This window comes from Pseudomonas sp. efr-133-TYG-23, assembly GCF_030209215.1.
Lineage (GTDB): Bacteria > Pseudomonadota > Gammaproteobacteria > Pseudomonadales > Pseudomonadaceae > Aquipseudomonas > Aquipseudomonas rhodesiae.
The window spans coordinates 31609-57476 of sequence record NZ_JARVSL010000051.1; the positions used below are offsets into that span (position 1 = coordinate 31609).

A 25868-nucleotide genomic window follows, 5' to 3' on the forward strand; every position below is an offset into this window, starting at 1 on the left:
GCGCCATGGCCACCTTGCACACCCAGCTCAACCCGCGCTCGGCGGAGTTCGCCGCCAACACCGCGGCGATGCGCCAACAGGTCGACGCCCTGCACACTCTGCTCGCTCACGTGCAGCAAGGCGGCGGCGCCAAGGCTCAAGAGCGGCACACCTCACGGGGCAAACTGTTGCCGCGCGAACGCATCAATCGCCTACTCGATCCGGGCTCGCCGTTTCTTGAACTCAGCCAACTCGCCGCCTATCAGGTCTACGGCGAAGACGTGCCCGCGGCCGGCGTCATCGCCGGAATCGGTCGCGTCGAAGGCGTGGAGTGCATGATTGTGGCCAATGACGCCACGGTCAAAGGCGGTTCCTACTACCCGCTGACCGTGAAAAAACACCTGCGCGCCCAGACCATCGCCGAGCAGAATCGCCTGCCGTGCATCTACCTGGTGGACTCCGGCGGCGCCAACCTGCCGCGTCAGGACGAGGTGTTTCCCGACCGCGAGCACTTTGGGCGGATCTTTTTCAACCAAGCCAATATGAGCGCCCAAGGCATCCCGCAGATCGCCGTGGTGATGGGCTCATGCACCGCCGGCGGCGCCTATGTGCCGGCCATGGCCGACGAAGCCATCATGGTGCGCCAGCAGGCCACGATCTTTCTGGCCGGCCCGCCGTTGGTGAAGGCCGCCACCGGGGAAGTGGTCAGCGCCGAAGACCTTGGCGGCGCGGATGTGCATTGCAAAATTTCGGGCGTGGCCGACCACTATGCCGACAGCGATGAACACGCCCTGGCCCTGGCCCGCCGCAGCGTGGCCAACCTCAATTGGCACAAACAGGGCCAGTTGCTGCAACGTACGCCGGTGGCACCGCTGTACAGCGGCGAAGAGTTGTACGGCGTGATTCCGGCCGACCCTAAACAGCCGTTCGAAGTACGCGAAGTGATCGCGCGACTGGTGGACGGTTCGGTGTTCGATGAGTTCAAGGCGCTGTTCGGCACCACGCTGGTGTGCGGTTTCGCCCATCTGCACGGCTACCCGATTGCGATCCTGGCCAACAACGGAATCTTGTTCGCCGAAGCCGCGCAGAAAGGCGCGCACTTTATTGAACTGGCCTGCCAGCGCGGCATCCCCCTGCTGTTCCTGCAGAACATCACCGGCTTTATGGTCGGACAGAAATACGAGGCCGGCGGCATTGCCAAGCACGGCGCCAAACTGGTGACGGCAGTGGCCTGCGCCAAGGTGCCCAAATTTACCGTGATCATCGGCGGCAGCTTTGGTGCCGGTAACTACGGCATGTGCGGTCGCGCCTATGACCCGCGCTTTTTGTGGATGTGGCCGAACGCGCGTATCGGCGTGATGGGCGCCGAACAGGCGGCCGGCGTGCTGGTGCAGGTCAAGCGCGAGCAGGCCGAACGCGCGGGCGCCGGGTTCAGTGCCGAGGAGGAAGCGGCGATCAAGCAGCCGATCCTCGACCAGTACGAAACCCAGGGGCACCCCTACTATTCCAGCGCGCGCCTGTGGGATGACGGCGTGATCGATCCGTTGCAGACCCGCGACGTGCTGGCCCTGGCCCTGTCCGCAGCCTTGAACGCCCCCATCGAGCCGAGCCGCTTCGGCGTGTTCCGCATGTAAATGGAGCAGCACCCCATGAGCGATTTCAACACCCTCGAACTGATCGCCGACCGCCGTGGCTTTGCCACGCTGTGGCTCAGTCGTGAAGCCAAGAACAACGCGTTCAATGCCGAGATGATCCGCGAGCTGATCATCGCCCTCGACCAGGTGCAGGGCGATGCTTCCCTGCGGTTCCTGGTGCTGCGCGGGCGCGGTAAGCATTTCAGCGCCGGGGCCGACCTGGCCTGGATGCAGCAATCGGCCGAGCTGGATTACCACACCAATCTCGACGACGCCCGCGAACTGGCGGAACTGATGTACAACCTGGCCAAGCTGAAAATCCCCACCCTGGCGGTGGTGCAAGGTGCAGCCTACGGCGGCGCCCTGGGCTTGATCAGTTGCTGCGACATGGCCATCGGCGCCGACGATGCGCAGTTCTGCCTGTCGGAAGTGCGCATCGGCCTGGCGCCGGCGGTGATCAGCCCGTTCGTGGTGCAAGCCATCGGCGAACGCGCGGCACGGCGCTACGCCCTCACCGCCGAGCGCTTCGGCGGCCAGCGCGCGCGGGAGATCGGCCTGTTGGCTGAAAGCTACCCGGCGGACGAGCTGGAGATTCACGTCGAACACTGGATAGCCAACCTGCTGCATAACAGCCCGGCGGCGATGCGCGCCAGCAAGGATCTGCTGCGTGAAGTCGGCAACGGCGCCCTCACCCCGGCGTTGCGCCGCTACTGCGAAAACGCCATCGCCCGCATCCGCGTCAGCCCCGAGGGCCAGGAAGGCTTGCGCGCCTTCCTGCAAAAACGTCCACCGAGCTGGCAAGCGCAGGAGCCGCGTTCATGAGTACTTTGACCCGCATACTGGTGGCCAACCGGGGTGAAATCGCCTGTCGCGTGATGCGCACCGCCAAGGCCATGGGGCTGACCACGGTGGCCGTGCACAGCGCCATCGACCGCGACGCGCGCCATTGCCGCGAAGCGGATATCTGCGTCGACCTGGGGGGCAGCAAGGCCAGCGACAGTTACCTGCAAATCGACAAACTGATCGCTGCCGCCCAGGCCAGCGGCGCCCAGGCGATTCATCCGGGCTACGGGTTTCTCTCGGAAAACGCCGGGTTCGCCCGCGCCATCGAAGCCGCCGGTTTGATCTTCCTCGGCCCGCCCGCCTCTGCCATCGACGCCATGGGCAGCAAATCCGCAGCCAAAGCGTTGATGGAAACCGCCGGCGTGCCCCTGGTACCGGGTTACCACGGCGAGGCCCAAGACCTGGAGACTTTCCGCGACGCCTGTGCCCGCATCGGTTACCCGGTGCTGCTCAAGGCCACGGCCGGCGGCGGCGGCAAAGGCATGAAAGTGGTCGAGGATGTCAGCCAATTGGCCGACGCCCTGGCCTCTGCCCAGCGCGAGGCGTTGTCGTCATTTGGCAACGCCCAGATGCTGGTGGAGAAATACCTGCTCAAGCCCCGTCATGTGGAAATCCAGGTTTTCGCCGACCAGCACGGGCACTGCCTGTACCTGAATGAACGGGATTGCTCGATTCAGCGCCGTCATCAGAAGGTCGTGGAGGAAGCTCCGGCCCCCGGTTTGAGCGCTGAACAGCGCCGTGCCATGGGCGAGGCTGCCGTGCGGGCGGCCCAGGCGATCGGCTATGTCGGCGCCGGCACCGTGGAGTTTTTGCTCGACGCGCGCGGCGAGTTCTTCTTTATGGAGATGAATACGCGGTTGCAGGTCGAACACCCGGTCACCGAAGCGATTACCGGTCTGGACCTGGTGGCCTGGCAGATCCGCGTGGCCCAGGGCCAGGCGCTGCCGATCACCCAGGCACAGGTGCCCTTGATCGGGCATGCCATCGAAGTGCGTCTGTATGCCGAGGACCCGGCCAATGATTTTCTGCCCGCCACCGGGCACCTGGCGCTGTACCGCGAATCCGCTCCCGGCCCTGGGCGCCGCGTGGACAGCGGCGTGAGTGAGGGGGACAGCGTTTCGCCCTTCTACGATCCGATGTTGGGCAAGTTGATTGCCTGGGGCGAGGACCGTGAACAGGCGCGCCTGCGCTTGCTGAGCATGCTCGACGAATTCGCCGTGGGCGGGCTGAAGACCAACCTGGGCTTCCTGCGGCGCATTATTGGGCACCCGGCATTCGCCGCAGCCGAACTGGATACCGGGTTTATTCCGCGCTATCAGGAACAATTGCTGCCGCCGACCGGCGCGCTGAGTGATGATCTCTGGCAGGCCGCAGGTGCCGCGCTGATGCACAGCCTGCCCGCCGGCGACGGCCCGTGGGCAGACACCCGTGGCTTTCGCGCGGGGTTGCCCGCTGAGGTTTCGTTGCACTTGAGCTGCAACGGGCAGGACCGACTGGTGACCCTGGCGCCGGACATTACGCAGTTGCACGGCGAGCAGTTGAGCATCGAGCGCGATGGCGTGCGTCGCAGCTATCTGGCGGTCCGGCACGATGGCGGCGTGTTTGTACGCTGGGACGGTGAAATGCATGGGGTCAGTCTGTTCGACCCGATTGCCGCCGTGGAGGCCAACCAATCCCATCAGGGTGGCCTGACGGCGCCCATGAACGGCAGCATTGTGCGGGTGCTGGTGCAAGCCGGCCAGGCGGTCGAGGCCGGTACGCAACTGGTGGTGCTCGAAGCGATGAAGATGGAACACAGCATCCGTGCTCCCGAAGCCGGGGTGGTCAAGGCGCTGTTCTGTCAGGAAGGCGAAATGGTCGCCGAAGGCTGCACGCTGGTGGAGCTGGAAACGGCGGACTAGAACCTCGCCATGGCCTGCACCACTACACCGAGGATGCGACACGCCTCGGTGAACAGCTGTTTAGGGTACGTGGGGTTGAGCGGCACCAGGTAGAGCTGGCCGCTCTCCTCCCGTAACTGGCGGAAGGTCGCGTGAGGGTTGTCGGCCCATTGCGCGACCACCAGTTTACCGGGGCCGGCACTGACGGCCGGGTCTACCAGGATCATCATGCCTGCGCCGATGCTCAAGCCGCTGGGCGCGGTCATGGCATCGCCCGTGACCGGCAGCCAGAAGGCGTCGCCCCTGGCATGATAATCCGTGGTTTCATAGCGCGCGCCAGCATAGGCCGGGCGCTCCTCGCGGGCTTCGCACAGGCCTCTCCATTCGTTGACGGGGTAGCGGAAAAACGCCGTGTGCCGTGGCGTCGGCACTGCCGGTTCGGCGCGACGCTCGCGCACTTCCTGCACCACTTCCAGATCACCCAGACCCAATGCTTCCAGCACCCGGTTCATGTCCTCCAGGCTCGGCACGCGACGCTTGTTGAGCCAATGACCGACGCCCCCCTGGGACATGCCCAAGCGCTCAGCCAGTTCACCTTGCGTGACCTTGCGGTCTTTCATGTTGGCCCTGACCAACGCGATCCATTTATCCATGGGGCCAGACAATACGTCAGGTATTTTTCAGGGCAATAAACAGTTTGTAGTAATCCATAAAACGACATAAATACGATACGTACTATTATCAGGCATAAGGTTTTCAACACCCACCCAGAGTACTGCCCCTTATGACGACGAGCCCGTACCTCCTGCCTGAACCCGCTGAAAACGATGAGCTGCAAGACCTGCGCAGCAGCGGCGCCGCCCAGCGCGCGCTGGATTTCTACCTGAAAGAAGAGATGTCGACGCCGGTGGCGAACGAGGCGTTGTTCGCCATCAAAGCGGGTATCAGTCAGGAAGAAGCCTTGATACATGCCTCGGACCTGCTGCGCAGCGCGGCGGCCACTGCGTATGAATCCGCGAGCAACCACCAGGGTAATCAGCGGGACCTGGCGTTTTCAGTGGTGTATTTGATCGATATGGCGAAGGCGATGGTCGAGCGGTCGTTGCAGGTGCGCGAAGCGCAGGCGGACAGCTGATCGGCGCAAAGGAAAAATATTTCTATCCCACGGATAAAAACATTTGACTTGCAAATGATAATGATTATTATTGAACCCAGCTGATCGCGAGATCAGTCGATAAACCAAGAGACCTTAGGTCGGACTCTTGGAATATCTCCTCATCAGGCTAATCACGGTTTTTGACCCGGCTCTTTGGCCGGGTCTTTTTTTTGCCAGTTTCCCTGGCATGGCTTCAGGCTAATGAAGACTGTGTGTTGCGTGATGGCGCGCATGGTAGCAAAAGACCATCGCCGAATGAAAGCTACCCAAAGGCTCTGGCTCACATCTTTGGGAAATAGCGCTTGAGAATCAATCTCATAAATTCTAAGCTGCGGCGGCGTCAAGGATGATGCCCCCCTCCCTGCGCAACAATTTTGCATCCAGGCTTTACCGGACTCCTGTGTAATATAGCCGCCACAATACTCATAATCAGGCAACCAGACTATGACAGTGGCCTTGACCTCCATCAGAATCAGTACCGACTTCGACAGTGGCAATATCCAGGTGCTGGACGCCAGCGATGCCTATCAATTGCTGCTGGCGATCAAACCCGACACACGCAGCCAGCATTTCCAGTGGTTTCACTTCAAGGCCGAGGGTATGCATGTGGGCCATACCCACACCTTCCGCTTGAGCAATGCCGGGCGCTCTTCATATCCCCATGCCTGGAGCGGCTACAACGCCGTAGCCTCCTACGACCACGTCAACTGGTTCCGCGTGCCGACACGCTTCGATGGCGAAATCCTGCACATCAGCCTGGAGACTCGCGAGAAGCACGCCTGGTTCGCCTACTTCGAACCCTACAGCCGCGAACGTCATGATGGCTTGATCGAGCAGGCGCTCAAACACACCGGCACCCAATTGCTGGCCACCGGCAAGAGTGTCGAAGGCCGCGACATTCAGTTGCTGCGTCGGGGCAAAGGCGGCGAAGGACGACGCAACGTATGGATCATCGCCCAGCAACATCCGGGCGAACACATGGCCGAATGGTTTATGGAAGGGATCATCGAACGCTTGCAACAGGACGGCGATGCCGAGCTGAAAAAACTGCTGGCGGTGGCTGACCTGTACCTGGTGCCGAATATGAATCCGGACGGCGCCTTCCACGGGCACCTGCGCACCAACGCCATGGGCCAGGACCTCAACCGCGCGTGGCAGAGCGCGAGCCAGGACCTCAGCCCGGAAGTACTGTTCGTGCAACAGCAGATGGAACAGTACGGCGTGGACCTGTTCCTGGATATCCACGGTGACGAAGAAATCCCCTATGTATTCGCCGCTGCCTGCGAAGGCAACCCAGGCTACACGCCGCGCATCGAAGCCCTGGAAAAACACTTTCGCAGCCACCTCAGCGGCTTGACCCGTGACTTCCAGACCACTCATGGCTACACCCGCGACCTGCCGGGCGAAGCCAACATGACGTTGGCCTGCAATGCGGTCGGCCAAAAGTACGATTGCCTGTCGCTGACCTTGGAAATGCCCTTCAAGGACAACAACGACGCGCCCAACCCGAAAACTGGCTGGTCGGGCGAGCGCTCGAAACAGCTGGGCAAGGATGTACTGAGCAGCGTCGCCGATATCGTCGGCCTGTTGCGCTGACAGCAACGCGCCCCGGCATCAGTCCTTGGTGCCGGTCATGCTCTGCAATACACCATCGCGTCGGATCAGCCCATGAAACAACGCCGCCGCCAGGTGCACCAACACCGTGAGAAACAGCAGGTACGCCAGGTACCCGTGGGCCTTACGCAGCAGCGCGAACAACGGTGCGTTCGCCTCCACTAGCGCCGGTAGTCGTACGGAGCTGCTGAGCATCACCGGGTCGCCCGCCGCTGAAATCATCGCCCAGCCCAGCAGCGGCAATGCCAGCATCAAACCATACAACATCAGGTGCGATGCCTTTGCTGCCAACACTTGCCACTGCGGCAAGTCCTGGGGCAGAGGCGGTTGCTGCGTGGAAAAGCGCACCGCCAGCCTGACGATAACCAGCACCAGAATCGCAATACCTAACGGTTTATGCAGTTGGATCAGCCAGGCATGCCGCTCCGACACAGAGGCCGCCAAGCCCGCGCCGATAAACAGCATGGCGATGACCATCAGCGCCATCAGCCAGTGCAGCAGGCGCGCCAAGGGCGCGAAGAATTGTGGAGAGGCCTTCATGGTTTCGACTCCTGTGGAGCATGGTGCAAGGGGCTGACCTCGCCGGCGCGGCGCAGGTAAGAACTGGCGTATGCCGCCGAGCGGGCCGCCAGCAAGGGGTCATTGGAGGCTTGAATACCGCTGGGCAGAATCAACGGATCGAAGTTGATATCGCGGCAGTCGCCGTCGGCCTGGGGCTGGCTGCTTTGCACCACCAGGGTACCGGCGTTCAGCACCGTATGGGGGCCGGACCAGGGTTTACTGGCATCGTCCAGCACGTCGCCGGGGTTGGCCAGGGTCATGTTCAACTGCCAGCGCAGCGGCCCGGCGGCCAGGCGCTGCACCAGGTCTTTCTCCAGGAAGTCCGCACCATCGACGATGGTCTCACCCACCGCGTCTTGGCTTTGGGGCACCACCGCCCAGCGCACGGCTTGACGCTTGCCCTCGGCGTTCACCAGATAAAACGCATTGATGCCGTTATAGGTTTCGGTCGCGTAACTGGCCGACGGTTTGGCGGTCTTGACCCATGCCAGGAACGGTGCGGCCTCCGGATGGGCGGCAAAAAAGGCCGGCATGTTCGCCGGGTTCGGCTTGCCGGTGGCCGGGTCCGGCGCGCCCGCCTTGAGCAACTGATAGAACGCCTCGGGCGTGCCCACCGGGAACACCGGCATGCTGTTCATGCCGGTGCGCCATTGCTGGCCGTTGGCCTGGCTGAACTGCACGGCAAAACTGCGGATCGGCACGCTGCTATCAGGCGCGTACGGGTTGCCGCTGGGCAAGGCGAAGCGGCCGATCAACGGGGTTTTGGCCTCGCTGAACACCTCGGCGCTCGAATAGGCGCGCGCCTCGGCAGAGCTTTGGAAGTAACCCGCCACGCACACGCCTTTGGCGTGGTTGCGCCGATAGCCAGGGTGCACGCCGTTGTTGGTTTCCAGGGCATTGACCAAGGTTTTAGGCCGCAGCCGCTGCGGGTCAAGTGTGCCATTGACGTAGGCAAACGCCGCGGCCAAACCGGCCACCACAACACCGATGGCAGCAAGACGCGCCACCAGGCTTGCGGTACTCAAGGCAGGACGGGGCGGTGATGGGTGATCCAGCATAAAAAACTCCAGGGCCAAGAGCCGCAGGGGGAAAGTGCTATGAGACGAATCCCACGTAGGCTTATTCCCACTTCACTGTAGTTTTTTTCAGCGGTACGACCTCACATGCCGCGCTTCAGGAATCCCAAATCGCGCCATAGGCCGCAATGCCCCTGGCTTCAAGCTCTTGCACCACATGGCGCGTCAATGCCTGGTTGGCTATACAGATCACCGCCTCCGCCCCGCAGGCCTGCACGGCGCCATAGGCCAGTTGTACCAAGTCGGGTTTGCCGCGTTCGGCGGTGTCCCAGATCAACGCCTGGGGGTGAGCCCGCAGAATCTCGTCGACCAGGGCATCGCCATAGGTCGCTCGTGGGCTGCGGGTCGACCAGATCAACTGGATCGGCACTTTGCGCGCCAACACGTGCGGCATCACCGGGCCGATCCCGCTGCCAGTGGCGACGTACACCACCGACTTGAACAGGGTTTCCACATTGGCCACTCCCGCGGTGGTAATGCCCTTGACCCACACATGACGGGGTAACGCGTCGATAAAGCGGCCCGTCCAATCCCCGGCCCGGGAGATGACCAAACGAAACCCCGCCTCCCCCGGGGCCGGAATATTGGCAAACGCGTGCCATTCCAACAGCGGGTGCCGGCTGATAGCAGTGGATGAACCGGCAAACGGCGTGGTGTGGGCGAACCGCGTAATCACCGCATGGGACGAAGGCCGTATGTGCTCCACCGCGACTTTGCGCAAGCGCAACCATGGCAGCACGATACTGATACTCACCAGCCCCAATAGCCAGAACGCGCCATTGTGCAACAGATCGGTGGGGCGTTCTGAGGAAGCCATCAGCGTCAGCGCCCAAAACAATCCCAATGCGGACCAGCCCGCAAAGCGGTGCACCCGCTCGAAAGCGTTGTGAAACCGGCTACGCACCCACGGCTGGGCCATGATCACCATCACCACCAGCAATCCCAGCAGCGCGCTGCCCAGCCATAATGCGCTCGACGCAACCGCCTCGGCCTGCGCCCACTGCGCCTGCATCATCGCCGCAAACCAAGCCGTGGCCGCCAGGGCCGCACCACTGTGCAACCCGCCCAGGTGATACACCTTCGCCGCGCTGCGCCGGATGCGCAGTGGCCAAGTGATCGGCACCCGCGTCGCCAGCCAGAACAGGGCATTGATCACGTACTGCTGACGAATCAGGGTCGCCAGGGACAGGTTGATCAGCACCATTTGCGAAAGCACCTGCACGTCAATACGCGGCCACCACCACAAGAACGTCCCGTTACCCAGCAACACCAACCCGGCGAGACGGTTGTAATAGGAAAACAGCGGCAACGCCCGCCAGCGTCGCCATAGCGCGGGCTTGGGCGGAACCACGGTACGGCTCAGGGCATCAAGCATGGCTGGCTCCCCCTTGCCGTTCCACGGCCCACTGCAACAGCAACGCCTTGTCGACCTTGCCCCTGGCGGTCAGCGGAAAATGCTCCAAGGCAACGATCAGCGACGGCACGCAGTAATACGCCAGCCGTTGCGCACACGCCTGTCGGCAGGATTCGATATCGGCGCTGGCCGGCGACACGAACGCCACCAGGCTTCGGCTGTCGAGCTTGAGGGTGACAGCCCGCGTGCATCCTTCGCCGGCCTCGATGGCTGAGGACACTGCATCCAGCTCTACACGAAACCCACGCACCTTGACCTGGTCATCCACGCGCCCCAGGTGTTCGAGCTGGCCGTCCGCCGTCCAGCGTCCCAGGTCGCGGGTGCGGAACATCAGGTTGTCGCCGCCCAGGAACGGATCGGGGCGATATCGCTCTTGGGTCAACGCCGGGTTGTTCAAGTAGCCGGCCGTGACGCCCAACCCACCGGCCCACATTTCCCCAGGTTGGCCCAGCTCACAGGCGCGCCCTTGTTCGTCGAGCACATACACCGTGTTGTTCGGGGTTGGCCGGCCGATGGTCAGCAAGGCGCCAGGCTCATGCCGGTGCAAGGTATTGACGATGGTGGTTTCGGTGGGCCCACAACCGTTGTAGAACGTGCAGTGCGCCGCCCACTGATCGGCCAAGGCCTGCGTGCAGGGCTCGCCGGCCACCGCGACCGTCTGCAGGTCGGGGCATTGGTGAGGACTCAAGGTCGCCAGGATTGAGGGTGTGGCAATCAACACATGACAGCGCGCGGCGGTCTGTGGGATGTCCTTGCCACGGATCAACAGCGTGGCACCGTGGGCCAGGCAACCGAGGATTTCCCAGGCAGCCATGTCAAAGCCGATATTGAGAACCTGCCCGACCTTGCGGCCCGGGGCCATGCCCATGCGGCCGGGCTCGGTCAACAGGATATTGCACAGGTTGCGGTGACTGACGCGCACGCCATTGGGACGCCCGGTGGTGCCGGACGTAAACAGCACAAAGCATAGGTCGTCAGGCTCTACCACCGCGAATGCCTGTTGGTTGTCCTGGGCAACTTCGGCTTCCTCCGCCAGGAATGCGTCCAGCCACAGGCACCGGTGAGCCGCTTCTGCGGGGATGCGTTCGGCCAGGTTCGACAGGGTCAGAATCACCGGACTACTCAGTGAGTCGAGGATCATCGCCAACTGCACAGGCGGTACAATCCGCGCATCCTGCGGCACATAGGCGGCCCCCACCTTCAATACCGCCAGCAAGCCCACCAGCATGGGAATGGACCGCTCGACGAACAACGCCACGGTATCGCCCTGCTTGACCCCGCGCTCAACCAACCGCGCGGCCAGCCGATTGGCCTGGCGGTTGAGTTGTTCATAACTGATCCGCTGCCCCGCCCACTCCGCCGCGATAGCCTGAGGCGCCCTAGCGGCGTGCGCTTCGATCGCCAGATGAATGCAGCCGTATTCCGGCTGAACAATGGCGCCGCAGCCCCATTGCTCGAAAATCACTTGCTGCGCCGCCGGCAAGTGCGCCAGTTCCGGCCGCAAATAAGATGCTTTGCCTGTCAGTAATGCCATCAATACGCCCTCGCCATTGCTGCCGATCCTGTACCGGCAGTCACGAAGCTGGATTGAGGTGGGCGTGGGGCATTACAGGCCTGTGGGCTATCCAGAGAGGGAGCACCCACAAGGGCAACATTTCTTTCAGTTAGGCATGGAATAACCTACGCGGGCGAACGTCTACTCTCACAACTGGCTAGACTGACCCACCATGCATGAACTCGACGAACCGCTACGCGAACTCCTGCCCCGGCTGCGGCGCTTTGCCGTGTCCCTGACGCGCAACACCAGCAGCGCCGACGATCTGGTGCAGGCCACCTTGGAGCGTGCAATCAACCGCTGGGGCGACAAACGCCCGGAAGGCGACCTGCGCGCGTGGCTGTTCTCGATCCTCTACCGGCAGTTTCTCGATGCCCAGCGCCGTACCCGCCGTTATGCGCGCATGCTCGACTTTTTTACCGGACGCGAAGACGTGCAGCCCTCGGTCGAACGCACCGTGATGGCCCAGTCGACCCTGCAAGCCTTCGATCAATTGAACACCGAGCAACGCGCGCTGCTGCTGTGGGTGTCCGTGGAAGGTTTGAGCTACAAAGAAGTCGCCGAGATTCTCGACGTCCCCCTCGGCACCGTGATGTCGCGGTTGTCACGGGCGCGCCAGGCCCTGCGTCAACTCAGCGATGGCGAAATTGCCAGCCCTTCTCTGCGGATACTCAAATGATCAGCCTGCCTCCCAACGAACATGACTTACATGCCTACGTCGATCATCAGCTTTGCGAGAATGACCGGCGTGCCCTGGACACCTGGCTGGCGACCCACCCGGAGGTGGCGGCCCAAGTGCAGGCCTGGCAACAGGACGCACACGCATTGCGCGCAGCCTTGGGTGGCGCCCTGCAGCAACCCGCCAACCCGCAGTTGGACCCCGCGCTGATCCGCCAGCGCGTCCGGCACAATACGCGTCGCCACTTGGCTACGGCAGCGCTGTTGCTGGTGGCGGTGAGCCTCGGCGGCTGGGGCGGCTGGCAGGCCCGCGAGGCGACTCAACCGCCGCTGCAACCCATGGCCGATGCCATGCAGGCGTTCCGCCTGTTCGCCCAGGACGGCATCCTGCCCGCCGACTACCGTGCTCAGGACAGCGGCACCATGCAAGCCTGGCTCGACCGCTATTTCCAACAGGCCCAGCGCTTGCCGGACTTGAGCCAGTCGGGCTTCACGCCGGTCAGCGGGCGTCTGCTCACCACCGATCAAGGCGCCGCTGCCATGGTGCTGTACCAGGACGCGCAAGGGCGGCGTATCAGTTTCTACATCCGCCCGCCGGGCCCGGACAACGGCTTCCTGCCCCGTGGCAGCCGCACCGCCGATGGGCTACAAGCGCAGTACTGGTCCGGTGGCGGCTATAACTACGCGGTGGTCAGCCCGGTGGATCATCCGGTGGCGCCGCTGCAGACCTTCTAGTCGTGGGGGCCATGCGTTTTCGAGATGGCCGATGCGCGCCTTCGCGATTGGTCAAAACCTGAAGAGCATCCTAAAGTGAGCGACCTTTGACCCACAGAGTGATCCGCAGTGGCCGTGCCGACTTTGATCCGTCGCCTGCTTGGTAAACAACGCGCGCCACGCAGCGACGCCTCCATCCCCGAGTTTTTTGCGCACAAAGCCCAACAGCAGGGCTACACCCTCAGCGCCGGGCAAACCCGAGCGATTGCCGCCATGGCCCGCGAGACCGGCCACCTGCTCGACGGCCAAGCCACCCGTGGCCTGTACCTGCACGGGCCGGTGGGGCGCGGTAAGAGCTGGCTGTTGGACGGCTTTTTCCAGGCGCTGCCGCTGGCCGAGAAACAGCGGGTGCATTTCCACGATTTCTTCGCGCGTCTGCACCGGGGCATGTTCCAGCACCGTGAACAGGATGACGCGCTGGGCGTGACCCTCGATGAGCTGTTGGCAGACTGCCGGGTGCTGTGCTTCGACGAGTTCCACGTCCACGATATCGGCGATGCCATGCTTATCAGCCGATTGTTCAAATCGCTGTTCCAGCGCGGCATTCTGGTGCTGGTCACGTCCAACTACGCGCCCGAAGGACTGCTGCCCAACCCGCTGTACCACGAGCGCTTCAAGCCAGTGATCGACCTGATCGCCGCGCGCATGGACGTGCTCGAAGTCAGCTCGCCACAGGACTTTCGCAGCCTGCCCCAGGCCCATGCCACGCAGCGCTTTACCGCTGGCGTCTACCTGTGGCCAGGCACGGCCGCGCAGCGTGCGGCCCTCGGCCTGCCGGCGACTCAAGGCCCAGCGCAGCAGTTGCAGGTGGGCAATCGGCAACTGGTGTGTCGCCACCACCAAGCGCGCACCATCGTCTTCACCTTCGCCGATCTTTGCGAGCAATTGACGGCGGTGATGGACTACCTCTTGCTGTGCGAGACGTTCGATCACTGGATCATCGACGGCCTGCCCCACCTGGCGCAGTGCCCGATTGCCGTACAACAACGCTTCATCAATCTGGTGGACGTGCTCTACGACCGCGACAAACACCTGACCCTGATCGGCACCGAGCCCCTGGCCGACTGCCTGGCGGGCGAGGCCATCGACCTGGCCCGCACCGCCAGCCGCCTGAGCCAATTGCAACAGGTCGACCCGCAACCCGTGCCCGACCCGGTATCATGAGCGCCCTTTACGCCCCCTTGCCGAGTGACTGCGCCGTTCATGACTACCCTCGCCCAACTCAAGGCCGGCCAATTGGCCGGTATCACGCGCCTGGATCTTTCCTGCGGGCTCACCGAGTTTCCTCGGGAAATCTTCGAACTGGCCGACACCCTGGAAATCCTCAACCTCAGCGGTAACGCCCTGAGCCGCTTGCCGGACGACCTGCATCGCCTGCCGCACCTGCGCGTGCTGTTCTGCTCGGATAACGCCTTCACCGAACTGCCGACCTCCCTGGGTCAGTGCGCGAAATTGAGCATGATCGGCTTCAAGGCCAACCGGATCAGCCAAGTGCCCGCCGCCGCCCTACCGCCGCAGCTGCGCTGGCTGATCCTCACCGACAACTGCATCCGCCAGTTGCCCGAGGCGTTGGGTGAACGGCCATTGCTGCAAAAGCTGATGCTGGCCGGCAATCAACTGGAGCAACTGCCACGCAGCTTGGCTCAGTGCCACAACCTGGAGCTGATCCGAATCGCCTCCAATCGCCTCACCCACCTGCCGGACTGGCTGCTGTCACTGCCAAGCCTGACCTGGCTGGCTTATGCCGGAAACCCGGTGGAAATGGCAGTGCAAGTCCAGGCAGACGACACCACGCCGGATATTCCCTGGGCCGAATTGGCATTGGCCGAAGTCCTTGGCGAAGGGGCTTCCGGCGTGATCCACAAAGCCTTGTGGAAACCCCAGGCCCTGCCGGTGGCGGTCAAGCTCTACAAAGGTACGATCACCAGCGACGGTTCACCGCTGCACGAAATGCAGGCCTGCATCGCCGCCGGGCGGCATCCCAACCTGATCAAGGTGCAAGGTCGCGTGGTCGGCCACCCCGATGACCAGGCCGCCTTGGTGATGGACCTGATCGAACCGAGCTACCGCAACCTGGCCGCCCTGCCCAGCCTGGCGTCCTGCACGCGCGATATCTACGCGCCCGACACCCGCTTGAGCGCCGATGTCGCACTGCGCATAGCCCGAGGCATGGCTTCGGTGGCGGCGCATCTACACCGTCACGGCATCACCCATGGCGACCTGTACGCCCACAATATTCTGTGGAACGCGACGGGCGATTGTTTGCTGGGGGATTTTGGCGCGGCGTCATTCCACGCCGTGGCGGACACCGTGGAAACCCGGGCATTGCAGCGCATCGAAGTGCGGGCCTTCGGGGTGTTGTTGGGGGAATTGCTGGAGCGGATCGAGGGGGAACCCGTAGATGCGGCACTGGTGGCGCTGCAGGCGCGCTGCTGTCAGCCGGACGTGCTGGCGCGGCCGGGGTTCGAAGAGATCGAGGCGTTGCTGCACGCCATCTGCAACTTTGACTAATTAAGGCAATGTCAGAGAGGGGCTCCAAAACAGCTCGGATAGAAAATTACACAGTGCCCGCTTAGCTGGCGGGTGTTAGAGCAAGCCCATCCAGCCTTTGATATTCACTGCCTGCCTGGATCAAAATGTGGGAGGGGGCTGGCCCCCTCCCACCTTGCTCAGCCGTCGATCAGCCCGCCAGGCCGACGAACATGTCCTGCACGTCGTCGTGGTTGTCCAAGCCTTCGAGGAAGGCTTCGACTTCAGCCATCTGCTCGTCGGTCAAACCACTCACCGGATTCTTCGAGATGTAGCCCAGCTTGGCCGATAGTACGGTGAAGCCTTGCTCCGGCAGGGCTTTCTGCACGGCGTCGAGGTCGGTGGTTTCGGTGATGAACAGGGTGGTGCCCTCTTCTTCGCCGTCCTCGAAATCCTGGGCGCCGGCTTCGATGGCGGCCATTTCAGGATCGGCGTCCGGGCTGTCCGGCGAGGCCTCGATCAGGCCGACGTGGTTGAAGTCCCAGGCTACCGAACCGGAAGCGCCCAGTTGGCCTTTGCGGAATGCCACGCGGATTTCCGCCACGGTGCGGTTGATGTTATCGGTCACACACTCGACGATCAGCGGCACCTGATGGGGCGCGAACCCTTCGTAGGTCACGCGGTGGTATTGCACGGTTTCGCCGAGCAGACCGGCGCCTTTCTTGATGGCGCGGTCCAGGGTTTCCTTGGGCATCGAGGCTTTTTTGGCCTGCTCCACCACCAGACGCAGGTGGGCGTTGGTCGCGGTGTCGGCACCGTTGCGCGCGGCGATGGTGATTTCTTTCACCAGCTTGCCGAAGATTTTGCCCTTGGCATTGGCTGCCGCTTCTTTATGTTTGACTTTCCACTGTGCGCCCATGACTCGCTCTCTTCTCGTCCATCGCGCCGAAACGTCTACTGGCCGGCGCTTTGGGGGCAGAGTTTATAGCGCGAGAACGCATCGTTCCACCAAAAAACCGTCACGGCGCCAGCTCGAAAAACGCTTGGATCAGGCGCAGGGAACGACGTCGCTCCATGCAACCGAGGCTGTGCCGGTTCAGTAGCCCGGCGCCGCGGATCGGCACCGCCCGCACCCGCGGGTCCTGGCTGACCTCCATCGACGACACCACGCCGACGCCCAATTGCGCGGCGACCGCCTCGGTCACCGCCTCACGGCTATCCAGTTCCAGCAGCACCTTGGGCTGCACAGCGGCGGCTTGGCAGGCGGCATCAAAGGTGCGGCGGGTGATCGAACTGGGCTCGCGCAGCACCATGATCACCTCGTCGAGTTGCTTCAGCTCGATGCCGTTGGGCAGTTCCGTCCATGGGTGGCTGGACGGGACCAAGGCGCAGATATGCGATTCGCCCAAGGGCTGCAAATGCACGCCATGGCGGGGTTCCACCTCGGTCAGCACCGCCACATCGGCATGCTCGGCCAACAGCGCGGCCAAGGTCTCCTGAGCATTGCCCAGCCGCAGGTTGACGGTGATGCCCGGGTACCGCGCGCGCAGGCTGGCAATCATCGGCATGACCAGGTGCGGACCGTCCGCCGCCACTTCCAGGCGCCCGCTGAGTAACTGGCGATTGGCTTCGAGCAGGGCCTGGGCCTCGTCCACCAGACCGAAGATCGCCCGGGTGATCGCCGCCAGCCGCGCGCCCTCCTCGGTCAACTCGACCCGCCGCGCCGTACGGCGCAACAGCGGAATCTGATAGTGCTCCTCCAGGGCCTTGATATGCCCGGTTACCGCTGGCTGGCTGATAAACAGCCGCGCCGCCGCACGGGTAAAACTGCCCTCGCGGGCCACGGCATCGAATGCACGCAGTTGAAACAGGTTCATGCTTATCGGCCTCGCTGATAGCTCGCATAACAATAAACAATTTGATTGATATCACGCCAAACCGCAACGTAAGCGCCGTAGATTCAACTCAACGCTGAAGAGAACCCACGATGCTCCTTACCGCGCCGATGCTGTTGACCCCAGGCCCCCTGACCACGTCTGCCCGCACCCGCCAGGCCATGCTGGTGGACTGGGGTTCCTGGGATGAGCGCTTCAACCAACTCACCGCCAGCGTCCGCGCGCAGTTGCTGGCAATCATTCATGGCGCCGACAGCCACCACTGCGTGCCCTTGCAGGGCAGCGGCACCTTCGCCGTCGAGGCAGCAATCGGCACTTTGGTGCCACGGGATGGCAAGGTGCTGGTGCTGGTCAACGGCGCCTACGGCAAACGCCTGGCGAAGATCTGCGAAGTGCTCGGCCGTGCATTCAGCACCTTTGCAACCGCCGAGGACGAACCCACCACCGCCGCCGATGTGGACCACCTGCTGCACGCCGATCCGTCGATTAGCCATGTCGCGCTGATCCATTGCGAAACCAGCACCGGCATTCTCAACCCGCTGCCGGCCATCGCCCAGGTGGTAAAAAGCCACGGCAAGCGCTTGATCGTCGACGCCATGAGTTCCTTCGGTGCGCTGCCGATCGATGCCCGCGAAGTGCCGTTCGACGCGCTGATAGCTGCCTCAGGCAAGTGCCTGGAAGGCGTGCCGGGCATGGGTTTTGTCTTTGTCGATAAACAGGCGCTGGCCGCTGCTCAAGGCAACTGCCACTCCCTGGCGATGGACCTTTTCGAGCAGCATCGTTACATGGCCGAAACCGGCCAATGGCGCTTCACCCCGCCCACCCATGTGGTGGCGGCCCTGCACGAAGCGCTGCTGCAATACCACGAAGAAGGCGGCCAGCCCGCGCGCCATCAGCGCTACGCGCACAATTGTCAGACGCTGCTTGAGGGCATGGCCGAGCTGGGCCTGCGCAGCTTCCTACCGGCGGCGATCCAAGCACCGATCATCGTCACCTTCCACGCCCCGCAACACCCGCGCTACCAGTTCAAGGAGTTCTACGAACGGGTCAAGGCCAAGGGTTTCATCCTCTACCCCGGCAAATTGACCCAGGTGGAAACCTTTCGCGTCGGCTGCATCGGCCATGTCGACGCTACCGACATGCGCGCAGCAGTAACCGCCATCGCCCAGGTATTGCGTGCCATGGACATCCCTCTTCTCTCTGCGTCCGGAGTACCCGCATGAACTATCAAAACCCCACCAAACTCCAGGCCGTGATCCTGGATTGGGCCGGCACCGTGGTCGACTTCGGCTCCTTCGCGCCCACGCAGATCTTTGTCGAGGCCTTCGCCGAGTTCGGCGTGCAGGTATCCATCGACGAAGCCCGGGGCCCGATGGGCATGGGCAAGTGGGACCATATCCGCACCCTGTGCAATCAGCCGCAGGTGGCCGAGCGCTACCGCCAGGCATTCGGGCGCACGCCCTCCGATGACGACGTGACGGCCATTTACAAGCGCTTTATGCCCCTGCAGATCGAGAAGATCGCCGAGCATTCGGCGCTGATCCCCGGCGCGCTCGACACCATCGCCACATTGCGTGCCCAGAACATCAAGATCGGCTCTTGCTCCGGCTACCCCAAGCAGGTGATGGACAAAGTGGTCGCCCTGGCCGCGCGCAACGGCTACGTCGCCGACCATGTGGTCGCCACTGACGAAGTACCCAATGGCCGTCCATGGCCCCCCCAGGCTCTGGCGAATGTGATCGCCCTGGGCATTGACGACGTGGCAGCGTGCGTAAAAGTCGACGACACCGTACCGGGCATCCTCGAAGGCCGCCGCGCCGGCATGTGGACCGTGGCGCTGACCTGCTCCGGCAATGCGCTGGGGCTGACCTATGCGCAATTTCGCGCCCTCGACGCCGCCACGCTGGCCAGCGAACGCAGGCGAATCGAAGCGATGTTCGAAGGCTCGCGGCCCCACTACCTGATCGACACTATTAACGAGCTGCCGGCGGTCATCGCCGACATCAATCAACGCCTGGCCCGCGGTGAAATGCCGCAAAGCCACTGATTGAGGTCAAAACAACGGCCATCGCAGCGGGCAAATCGTTGGAAACAGGCTTACAGTAGAAATACTTCGTCACAAAAGAACGAAGGCATGCCCTGACCAATGAGGATCCCAGCGATGCCGTGGAAAAATTCCGATACGCGCTACAGCACCATGTCGATTGCGCTGCACTGGTTGATGGTGGTGCTGCTGGCGGTGGTTTACGCCTGCATTGAGCTACGCGGGCAGTTCCCCAAGGGCAGCGGCGCACGCACGTTGATCGTGGAAATGCACTTTATGTTCGGCCTCACCGTATTCGTGCTGGTGTGGCTGCGCCTGTTCGCCCGGAGCCTGGGGGTCGCGCCAAAGATCATCCCCACCCCGCCGCCATGGCAGAGCCTGCTGGCCACACTGATGCACTGGGCGCTGTACGCCTTGATGATCGGCATGCCGATTGCCGGTTGGCTGATCGTCAGCGCCGAAGGGCATTCAGTGATGTTCTATGGTCTTGAGCTGCCACCGCTGATCGCTGAAAACAAGGCGTTGGCCAAAGAGATCGAAGGTTGGCATGTGCTGTTCGGCAAAATCGGCTACTGGCTGATCGGCCTGCATGCGCTGGCGGGAATCGTGCACCACTATGTGATTCGCGATAACACCGCGCTGCGGATGATGCCGGGTAAGCGCGCTAACCTGTGAACCCGCGACGGCCCTGCAAGCCACCGGTGTGCACAAAAATCAGACGCGTGCCGGGCGAGAACCGCCCGGCCTCGATCTGCTGCTTTAACGCCAACAGCGCCTTGCCGGTATAGAGCGGCTCCAACGGCAGGCCAGTGGCCCGTTCGGTGGTTTGCATAAAGTCGAGCAATGCAGCGTCGGCCTTGGCGAACCCACCGCGGCTGGCCGCCAGCAATTCGTAGCCACCGGCCACAATCGCCCCCACATTCTGGGCCACGCCGTGATCATCCGGCACCGCCATCGCACCGTACACCGGGTGCGCGCCCGCTTCCGCCAGGGCCAAACCTGCCAGGGTCGCCCCCGTGCCGGCGGCCAGCCACCAAGCGTCGTAAGCGTCCCAACCCAGCTTGCTCAATTGCCCACGGACCTGCTCCACCAGCACCGCGCAACCCAGCGCACCGGGGAGCCCGCCGCCGCCTTCGGGCACCGGATACAACTGCGGGTATTGCTCACGCCACGGCAGCCAGAAGTCCGCCCCGTGGCGCGCGCGATAGCCGGCGTAGCCCAGCCAATGCAGGTGCATGCCAAAGGCTTTCAGGTCGAGGACAGTGGGGGTGTCTTGAGGATGGCCGCGCAACAGGCCGACAGTGGCGAAACCAAAGCGCTCACCCGCTGCCGCCAAGGCATGCAAATGGTTGGAGTAAGCCCCGCCCAGGCTGATGATGCCACGGGCACCGGCCTGCTCTGCCTGCCTCAAATGCTCGGTGAGTTTGAACCACTTGTTGCCGCTGATCAGGGGGTCTATACGGTCCAGGCGCAGCACAGCCAGCTCGATGCCGTTCAGCCAATCGAGGTGCAATGGTTCAAGGGGAGCGAAGGGAAGCCAATCGAAGGGGCCCATGGGGGTGGATCTGCTTGGAAAACGGGGCGGTAGTCTAGCACCGCCCCGCTCAAGGTCTTACAGCTCGGCGGCGAGGCGCGAGCCTTGGTTGATAGCGCGCTTGGCGTCCAGCTCGGCCGCCACGTCCGCGCCGCCGATCAGGTGCACGTTCTGCCCAGCGGCGACCAGGCCGTCGTGCAAGTCGCGCAGCGGGTCCTGCCCGGCGCAGATCACAACGTTGTCCACTGCCAATAACTGCGGCTCGCCCTCGGCACCGATACGGATATGCAGGCCTTGGTCATCGATCTTCAGGTACTCGACGCTGTTAAGCATCTGCACCTGCTTGTTCTTCAAGCCGGTGCGGTGGATCCAACCAGTGGTCTTGCCCAGGCCATCGCCGACCTTGGAAGCCTTGCGTTGCAGCAGGAACACTTCTCGCGCCGGCGCATGGGGCTGGGGCTTGATACCGGCCACACCGCCACGGGCCTGCAGTTGGGTGTCGATACCCCATTCCTTCCAGAACGCCTCACGGTCGAGGCTGGTGGACACGCCCTGATGCACTAGGAACTCCGATACGTCGAAGCCAATGCCGCCGGCGCCGATCACCGCCACGCGCTGGCCGACCGGCTGGCGTTCGAGGATCACGTCCAGGTAGCTCAGCACCTTGGGGTTGTCGATCCCTGGGATAGCCGGGGTGCGCGGCGCAATGCCGGTGGCCAGGATGATTTCGTCATAGCCGCCGGCCGCCAGTTGCGCCACGTCCACGCGGGTATTGAGGCACACCTCGACATGGGTGGTCTGCAATTTGCGTTTGAAGTAGCGCAGGGTTTCGAAGAATTCTTCTTTGCCTGGCACGCGTTTGGCGATATTGAACTGACCGCCGATCTCGCTGGCGGCATCGAACAGGGTCACTTGGTGCCCACGCTCGGCGGCCACCGTCGCCGCCGCCAGACCCGCGGGGCCGGCACCGACCACGGCAATTTTCTTGATCTGTTTTACCGGCAGGTAGTTAAGCTCGGTTTCGTAACACGCACGGGGGTTGACCAGGCAGGTGGTCAGCTTGCCGCCGAAGGTGTGATCCAGGCACGCCTGGTTGCAGCCGATGCAGGTGTTGATCTCATCGGCACGCCCGGCGGCCGCCTTGTTGACGAACTCGGGGTCGGCAAGGAACGGCCGCGCCATCGACACCATGTCGGCATCGCCTTCGGCCAGGATGCGCTCGGCAATCTCCGGGGTATTGATGCGGTTGGTGGTGATCAGCGGGATCTGTACCGCGCCGCGCAACTTGGCGGTGACTTTGCTGAACGCGCCACGCGGCACTTTAGTGGCAATGGTCGGGATGCGTGCTTCGTGCCAGCCGATACCGGTGTTGATGATGGTCGCACCGGCCTGCTCGATGGCCTTGGCCAGTTGCACGATTTCTTCCCAGGTGCTGCCACCTTCCACCAGGTCGAGCATCGACAGGCGGAAGATAATAATGAAATTCGGCCCCACCGCTTCGCGCACACGACGCACGATTTCCACGGCCAGGCGCATGCGGTTCTCGTAGCTGCCGCCCCAACGGTCGGTGCGGTGGTTGGTGTGCGCGGCGAGGAACTGGTTAATGAAGTAGCCTTCAGAGCCCATGATTTCTACGCCATCGTACTCGGCGACCTGAGCCAGCCGCGAGCAAGTGACGAAATCCTGGATCTGTTTTTCGATGCCTTCCTCGTCCAACTCCTTGGGCTTGAACGGGTTGATCGGCGCCTGGATCGCGCTCGGTGCCACTTGCTTGGGACTGTAGGCATACCGCCCGGCGTGGAGGATCTGCATGCAGATTTTACCGCCCGCCGCATGCACCGCTTGGGTCACGATTTTATGCTTCTGCGCTTCTTCCTCGGTAGTCAACTTGGCCGCGCCGGCGTACACACCACCCTCATCGTTGGGGCCAATACCGCCGGTGACCATCAAACCTACGCCACCCCGGGCGCGCTCGGCGAAATAGGCGGCCATGCGCTCGAAACCGCCGGGTTTTTCTTCCAGGCCGGTGTGCATCGATCCCATCAGGGTACGGTTGCGCAAGGTGGTAAAGCCCAGGTCCAACGGGGCCAGCAGGTGCGGGTAAGCAGCGGCGGTCATGGTACAGCTCCACGGCAGGTCATCACGGGACGTGGCCGGCTCGAATGGCCAACCATCGGTTTATGTCCCACAGACTAAGAGGCGGTTACCGACTGCTCAATGACTGAAACTGACAAGTTATTGATCCAAATGTACAGCGCCCCTTGGCAAGCCAAGGCATGGGCCCTACCCTAGACGCCGAACCCAGCACCCGGTCTGTTGTCTGTTGCCCATGCGTAAACTTCTAGCGTTCACCGTCACCCTGGCCCTGGTTGCCGCCGTCACCGCGTATCTGGTCTGGACCCAGGAGCGCCCTGTGGCGCATTACCTGTCGGACCTGCGCATCACCCTGGCCGTCAACGAAGGCGTACCAGCCGACCGAGGCAACCTACTAGGCATCCAGCCGGAGTTGTTTCCCGCCGACTACCAGAGCCTGGAACGCCTGCACCTGAAACTCGCCGCGTATCTGCAAAACGCCCGCGACCAAGGCTTGATCAACGACAAGACCATTGTGGTGCTGCCCGAACACATCGGCACCTGGCTGATGCTCACCGGCGAAAAGAACGAGGTCTATCAAGCGCTGCACCTCAAGGAGGCTATGAACTGGCTGTCGATCAGCAACCCGGTGCAGTTCCTGCGCGCCTGGATCAGCGCCACCGGCGCCGACCGCATGGACGACGCCTACCTGCGCATGAAAGCGCCCGCCATGGCTCGCGACTATCAGGTACTGTTCGGCGGGCTGGCCAAAGAGTTCGGCGTGACCCTGGTGGCCGGCTCCATCACCCTACCCAACCCGAGCATCAGCCAACGGCAACTGCAGATCGGCCACGGCGCCCTGTACAACGCCAGCGTGGTATTCGCTGCCGACGGCTTGCCCATCGGCGATCCCCAGCGTCAGCTCTACCCGATCTACGACGAGCGCGAATTTATCCAGCCAGGTGACGAAAACGTAGTCAGTGTGGTGGACACGCCGGCGGGTCGCCTGGGCATATTGGTGGGCAGCGACAGCTGGTACCCGGACAATTACCGCAAACTCAATGACAGTGGCGCCCAGTTGATCGCCGTGCCGGCATTCGTGCTCGGCCGCGAGACCTGGGACCGGCCATGGCGCGGCTTCAAGAGCGTTTCCACGCCGCCGGAAGTCAGCCTCAAGCCCGAGGAACTCAGTGAGGGCGAGGCTTGGCGCCGGCTCACGCTGATCAGCCAGCAACCCGTCAGCCAGGCCAGCGCCGGCATGAGCGTGTTTCTACGCGGGCAGTTCTGGGACCTGGGCACTGCGGGGCACAGCTTCCTCAGCAGCAACGGGCAGATCAGCGCCGATGGCGACGCCCGTGGCGCGCGCATGCTGAATATCTGGCTGTAACGCTGTGAAACCAGTGCGTCTGGGGGACTTGTCGGTGGGCTTCGTGCACACCTTGGCCGACGCGGTGCACAGCCATGGCCTGGACCCGCAACCCCTGCTGCTGCAATACGGCCTCGACCCGGCGCGATTGGCCGAAGCCGGCGCGCGGTTGTCGATCCCCCGCTATATGCGACTGGGCCACGCCGCCATACAGCTCACCGGCGACCCTGCCCTGGGCCTGCGCATGGGCCAGCTCAGCCGTCTGAGCCAGGCTGGACTCGCCGGTGTCACCGCCGCGCAAGCGCCCACCGTGCGCGAGGCCGCACGCACGTTGACGCGCTTTGAGCCGCTGTACGGCTCCAACTACCGCGGGCAATCGAGCTTTCACGAGGACGCCCAAGGCGCTTGGCTGCGCTTCTACTCCATCAGCCCATATAACGCCTACAACCGCTTTGTGGTCGACTCGATCATCGCTGGCTGGCTGCATCAATTGTCTAGCCTGGCCCAGCAACCGGTGCAGGCCCAGCGGATCGAGATCGAATTTCAAGCCCCCGACTACAGCGAACGCTATAGCCTGCTGGGCGATAGCCCTGTGCAATTCGGTGCTGATCTGAACCAACTGCGTCTGAGCCAAGCCACCCTGGCCCTGCGCAACCCGCAACATTGCCCAAGTACCTGGCACCTGTTGCTGCAATTGTGCGAACGGGAGTTGGAGCAGTTGACCCGCACTCGCAGCCTGAGCGAGCGCATTACCCGTTTGCTCGGGCCGATGCTCAATGGCGGTCGGGAACCCGACCTGGAAGAAGTGGCGGCACGCTTGAAGCTGCCGACCTGGACCCTGCGACGCAAACTGGCGGAAGAAGGCACCCAGTTTCGCGCGATTCTCAATGACACTCGCCGCGACCTGGCCATGACCTATATCCGCGATACGGAACTGGCCTTCGGCGAAATCGCCTACTTGCTCGGGTTTGCCTCAGCCCAGGCCTTTCAACGCGCGTTCAGGCGATGGAACAACCAGACCCCTGGGGAGTTTCGCCGCAGTCAGCGGCATTCCGCCTAAGGTCGGTGTTACAGCTCGGTGGCATCGTCGGCCGGATCCAAAGGGTCCAGTTCAAACGCCTGATACTCCAACAGCTCTTCTTGATAATCGTCCATGGTGTGCTCCCTGTTTTGGATGAGAAAAGCCGGTGTAGAGCGGCCTTAGCAAATGACCCGCATACTCAGCCTAAAGTGCCGTGATGACGAAAAAAAGTCAGCGCCATGACGTTTCTGCACTTGAGGATTAAACGTAGCAGCACGTCGGTGATTTAGCCCAGGGAGGCA

Annotated in this window: 23 protein-coding genes; 14 read left to right on the forward strand and 9 right to left on the reverse strand. The window is 62.9% G+C overall.

Going from position 1 to position 25868, the window contains the following annotated elements; all coding sequences use genetic code 11:
• Window positions 1-5 precede the first annotated feature (5 nt).
• From QRN41_RS25575 to QRN41_RS25585, 3 genes are read left to right on the forward strand one after another with little or no spacing between them, the layout of a single operon-like run.
• On the forward strand, window positions 6-1613 hold the full coding sequence (locus QRN41_RS25575) for a carboxyl transferase domain-containing protein (protein ID WP_167417742.1): 1608 nt from the start codon (window positions 6-8) through the stop codon (window positions 1611-1613).
• 15 nt (window positions 1614-1628) lie between these two features.
• Window positions 1629-2435 carry a gamma-carboxygeranoyl-CoA hydratase gene (locus QRN41_RS25580; protein WP_034114241.1) on the forward strand — a complete coding sequence of 269 codons (807 nt, stop codon included), beginning with the start codon at window positions 1629-1631 and terminating at the stop codon, window positions 2433-2435.
• On the forward strand, window positions 2432-4357 hold the full coding sequence (locus QRN41_RS25585) for an acetyl/propionyl/methylcrotonyl-CoA carboxylase subunit alpha (RefSeq protein WP_167417741.1): 1926 nt from the start codon (window positions 2432-2434) through the stop codon (window positions 4355-4357). Before QRN41_RS25580 ends, QRN41_RS25585 begins: the two co-directional genes overlap by 4 nt.
• On the opposite strand, the gene QRN41_RS25590 is transcribed toward QRN41_RS25585, so the two are convergent.
• Complete coding sequence (locus QRN41_RS25590) at window positions 4354-4989, reverse strand: LexA family protein (RefSeq protein WP_123479692.1); 636 nt, start codon at window positions 4987-4989, stop codon at window positions 4354-4356. The genes QRN41_RS25585 and QRN41_RS25590 overlap by 4 nt on opposite strands.
• 131 nt (window positions 4990-5120) lie before the next feature.
• Here QRN41_RS25590 and QRN41_RS25595 point away from each other — a divergent pair, with 131 nt between their 5' ends.
• Together QRN41_RS25595 and QRN41_RS25600 are read left to right on the forward strand one after the other, a co-directional pair.
• Window positions 5121-5471, forward strand: a complete 351-nt coding sequence (locus QRN41_RS25595) for a DUF6124 family protein (protein WP_034098818.1) — start codon at window positions 5121-5123, stop codon at window positions 5469-5471.
• Window positions 5472-5936: 465 nt separating this feature from the next.
• On the forward strand, window positions 5937-7088 hold the full coding sequence (locus QRN41_RS25600) for a M14 family metallopeptidase (RefSeq protein WP_034138627.1): 1152 nt from the start codon (window positions 5937-5939) through the stop codon (window positions 7086-7088).
• An 18-nt stretch (window positions 7089-7106) separates the two neighbouring features.
• Here QRN41_RS25600 and QRN41_RS25605 read toward each other — a convergent pair whose 3' ends face one another.
• The 4 genes from QRN41_RS25605 to QRN41_RS25620 all read right to left on the reverse strand — a co-directional run bounded on the left by QRN41_RS25605 (window position 7107) and on the right by QRN41_RS25620 (window position 11691).
• Window positions 7107-7646, reverse strand: coding sequence for a cytochrome b (locus QRN41_RS25605; protein WP_167417740.1), 540 nt, complete (start codon window positions 7644-7646; stop codon window positions 7107-7109).
• Window positions 7643-8725, reverse strand: coding sequence for a catalase family peroxidase (locus QRN41_RS25610; RefSeq protein ID WP_167417739.1), 1083 nt, complete (start codon window positions 8723-8725; stop codon window positions 7643-7645). The genes QRN41_RS25605 and QRN41_RS25610 overlap by 4 nt, the downstream gene beginning before the upstream one ends.
• A gap of 115 nt (window positions 8726-8840) precedes the next feature.
• Window positions 8841-10118 (reverse strand): FNR domain-containing protein, encoded by a 1278-nt coding sequence (locus QRN41_RS25615; protein WP_167417738.1) that lies wholly within the window; start codon window positions 10116-10118, stop codon window positions 8841-8843.
• Window positions 10111-11691, reverse strand: coding sequence for an amino acid adenylation domain-containing protein (locus QRN41_RS25620; protein WP_285422264.1), 1581 nt, complete (start codon window positions 11689-11691; stop codon window positions 10111-10113). The genes QRN41_RS25615 and QRN41_RS25620 overlap by 8 nt, the downstream gene beginning before the upstream one ends.
• 193 nt (window positions 11692-11884) lie before the next feature.
• Here QRN41_RS25620 and QRN41_RS25625 point away from each other — a divergent pair, with 193 nt between their 5' ends.
• The 4 genes from QRN41_RS25625 (at window position 11885) to QRN41_RS25640 (ending at window position 15675) form a co-directional block, all read left to right on the forward strand.
• Complete coding sequence (locus QRN41_RS25625; RefSeq protein ID WP_285422265.1) at window positions 11885-12391, forward strand: sigma-70 family RNA polymerase sigma factor; 507 nt, start codon at window positions 11885-11887, stop codon at window positions 12389-12391.
• Window positions 12388-13125, forward strand: coding sequence for an anti-sigma factor family protein (locus QRN41_RS25630; protein ID WP_034098830.1), 738 nt, complete (start codon window positions 12388-12390; stop codon window positions 13123-13125). Before QRN41_RS25625 ends, QRN41_RS25630 begins: the two co-directional genes overlap by 4 nt.
• A gap of 108 nt (window positions 13126-13233) precedes the next feature.
• Window positions 13234-14328, forward strand: coding sequence for a cell division protein ZapE (gene zapE / locus QRN41_RS25635; protein WP_285422266.1), 1095 nt, complete (start codon window positions 13234-13236; stop codon window positions 14326-14328).
• Window positions 14329-14367: 39 nt separating this feature from the next.
• Window positions 14368-15675 carry a protein kinase gene (locus QRN41_RS25640; protein WP_285422267.1) on the forward strand — a complete coding sequence of 436 codons (1308 nt, stop codon included), beginning with the start codon at window positions 14368-14370 and terminating at the stop codon, window positions 15673-15675.
• Window positions 15676-15844: 169 nt separating this feature from the next.
• On the opposite strand, the gene QRN41_RS25645 is transcribed toward QRN41_RS25640, so the two are convergent.
• Window positions 15845-16552 carry a YebC/PmpR family DNA-binding transcriptional regulator gene (locus QRN41_RS25645; protein ID WP_034098834.1) on the reverse strand — a complete coding sequence of 236 codons (708 nt, stop codon included), beginning with the start codon at window positions 16550-16552 and terminating at the stop codon, window positions 15845-15847.
• A 100-nt stretch (window positions 16553-16652) separates the two neighbouring features.
• Window positions 16653-17510, reverse strand: a complete 858-nt coding sequence (locus QRN41_RS25650) for a LysR substrate-binding domain-containing protein (protein ID WP_034098836.1) — start codon at window positions 17508-17510, stop codon at window positions 16653-16655.
• Between the two features lie 110 nt (window positions 17511-17620).
• On the opposite strand from QRN41_RS25650, the gene QRN41_RS25655 reads away from it, so the two are divergent.
• The 3 genes from QRN41_RS25655 to QRN41_RS25665 all read left to right on the forward strand — a co-directional run bounded on the left by QRN41_RS25655 (window position 17621) and on the right by QRN41_RS25665 (window position 20247).
• Complete coding sequence (locus QRN41_RS25655) at window positions 17621-18751, forward strand: 2-aminoethylphosphonate--pyruvate transaminase (protein WP_285422268.1); 1131 nt, start codon at window positions 17621-17623, stop codon at window positions 18749-18751.
• Window positions 18748-19575, forward strand: coding sequence for a phosphonoacetaldehyde hydrolase (gene phnX, locus QRN41_RS25660; RefSeq protein ID WP_285422269.1), 828 nt, complete (start codon window positions 18748-18750; stop codon window positions 19573-19575). Before QRN41_RS25655 ends, phnX begins: the two co-directional genes overlap by 4 nt.
• A 114-nt stretch (window positions 19576-19689) precedes the next feature.
• Entirely contained in the window at window positions 19690-20247 is a 558-nt protein-coding gene (locus tag QRN41_RS25665) for a cytochrome b (RefSeq protein WP_034098839.1), read from the forward strand.
• Here the strand turns inward: QRN41_RS25665 and QRN41_RS25670 are convergent.
• Window positions 20237-21127 carry a 1-aminocyclopropane-1-carboxylate deaminase/D-cysteine desulfhydrase gene (locus QRN41_RS25670; RefSeq protein ID WP_285422270.1) on the reverse strand — a complete coding sequence of 297 codons (891 nt, stop codon included), beginning with the start codon at window positions 21125-21127 and terminating at the stop codon, window positions 20237-20239. The two genes, QRN41_RS25665 and QRN41_RS25670, sit on opposite strands and share 11 nt — an antisense overlap.
• A gap of 57 nt (window positions 21128-21184) precedes the next feature.
• Window positions 21185-23224 (reverse strand): NADPH-dependent 2,4-dienoyl-CoA reductase, encoded by a 2040-nt coding sequence (locus tag QRN41_RS25675; RefSeq protein WP_167417730.1) that lies wholly within the window; start codon window positions 23222-23224, stop codon window positions 21185-21187.
• Between the two features lie 211 nt (window positions 23225-23435).
• Between QRN41_RS25675 and QRN41_RS25680 the strand changes: the two genes are divergently transcribed.
• Together QRN41_RS25680 and QRN41_RS25685 are read left to right on the forward strand one after the other, a co-directional pair.
• Window positions 23436-24566: a carbon-nitrogen hydrolase family protein gene (locus QRN41_RS25680; protein ID WP_285422271.1), complete on the forward strand. Its 1131-nt coding sequence runs from the start codon at window positions 23436-23438 to the stop codon at window positions 24564-24566.
• Window positions 24567-24570: 4 nt separating this feature from the next.
• Complete coding sequence (locus QRN41_RS25685; protein WP_123479680.1) at window positions 24571-25605, forward strand: AraC family transcriptional regulator; 1035 nt, start codon at window positions 24571-24573, stop codon at window positions 25603-25605.
• Window positions 25606-25868 lie beyond the last annotated feature (263 nt).

Excerpts from the sequence above, each read along its gene's own strand:
- QRN41_RS25575 (WP_167417742.1), top strand. The coding sequence starts at position 6 with ATGGCCACCTTGCACACCCAGCTCAACCCGCGCTCGGCGGAGTTCGCC.
- QRN41_RS25580 (WP_034114241.1), top strand. The coding sequence starts at position 1,629 with ATGAGCGATTTCAACACCCTCGAACTGATCGCCGACCGCCGTGGCTTT.
- QRN41_RS25585 (WP_167417741.1), top strand. The coding sequence starts at position 2,432 with ATGAGTACTTTGACCCGCATACTGGTGGCCAACCGGGGTGAAATCGCC.
- QRN41_RS25590 (WP_123479692.1), bottom strand. The coding sequence starts at position 4,989 with ATGGATAAATGGATCGCGTTGGTCAGGGCCAACATGAAAGACCGCAAG.
- QRN41_RS25595 (WP_034098818.1), top strand. The coding sequence starts at position 5,121 with ATGACGACGAGCCCGTACCTCCTGCCTGAACCCGCTGAAAACGATGAG.
- QRN41_RS25600 (WP_034138627.1), top strand. The coding sequence starts at position 5,937 with ATGACAGTGGCCTTGACCTCCATCAGAATCAGTACCGACTTCGACAGT.
- QRN41_RS25605 (WP_167417740.1), bottom strand. The coding sequence starts at position 7,646 with ATGAAGGCCTCTCCACAATTCTTCGCGCCCTTGGCGCGCCTGCTGCAC.
- QRN41_RS25610 (WP_167417739.1), bottom strand. The coding sequence starts at position 8,725 with ATGCTGGATCACCCATCACCGCCCCGTCCTGCCTTGAGTACCGCAAGC.
- QRN41_RS25615 (WP_167417738.1), bottom strand. The coding sequence starts at position 10,118 with ATGCTTGATGCCCTGAGCCGTACCGTGGTTCCGCCCAAGCCCGCGCTA.
- QRN41_RS25620 (WP_285422264.1), bottom strand. The coding sequence starts at position 11,691 with ATGGCATTACTGACAGGCAAAGCATCTTATTTGCGGCCGGAACTGGCG.
- QRN41_RS25625 (WP_285422265.1), top strand. The coding sequence starts at position 11,885 with ATGCATGAACTCGACGAACCGCTACGCGAACTCCTGCCCCGGCTGCGG.
- QRN41_RS25630 (WP_034098830.1), top strand. The coding sequence starts at position 12,388 with ATGATCAGCCTGCCTCCCAACGAACATGACTTACATGCCTACGTCGAT.
- QRN41_RS25640 (WP_285422267.1), top strand. The coding sequence starts at position 14,368 with ATGACTACCCTCGCCCAACTCAAGGCCGGCCAATTGGCCGGTATCACG.
- QRN41_RS25645 (WP_034098834.1), bottom strand. The coding sequence starts at position 16,552 with ATGGGCGCACAGTGGAAAGTCAAACATAAAGAAGCGGCAGCCAATGCC.
- QRN41_RS25650 (WP_034098836.1), bottom strand. The coding sequence starts at position 17,510 with ATGAACCTGTTTCAACTGCGTGCATTCGATGCCGTGGCCCGCGAGGGC.
- QRN41_RS25655 (WP_285422268.1), top strand. The coding sequence starts at position 17,621 with ATGCTCCTTACCGCGCCGATGCTGTTGACCCCAGGCCCCCTGACCACG.
- phnX (WP_285422269.1), top strand. The coding sequence starts at position 18,748 with ATGAACTATCAAAACCCCACCAAACTCCAGGCCGTGATCCTGGATTGG.
- QRN41_RS25665 (WP_034098839.1), top strand. The coding sequence starts at position 19,690 with ATGCCGTGGAAAAATTCCGATACGCGCTACAGCACCATGTCGATTGCG.
- QRN41_RS25670 (WP_285422270.1), bottom strand. The coding sequence starts at position 21,127 with ATGGGCCCCTTCGATTGGCTTCCCTTCGCTCCCCTTGAACCATTGCAC.
- QRN41_RS25675 (WP_167417730.1), bottom strand. The coding sequence starts at position 23,224 with ATGACCGCCGCTGCTTACCCGCACCTGCTGGCCCCGTTGGACCTGGGC.
- QRN41_RS25680 (WP_285422271.1), top strand. The coding sequence starts at position 23,436 with ATGCGTAAACTTCTAGCGTTCACCGTCACCCTGGCCCTGGTTGCCGCC.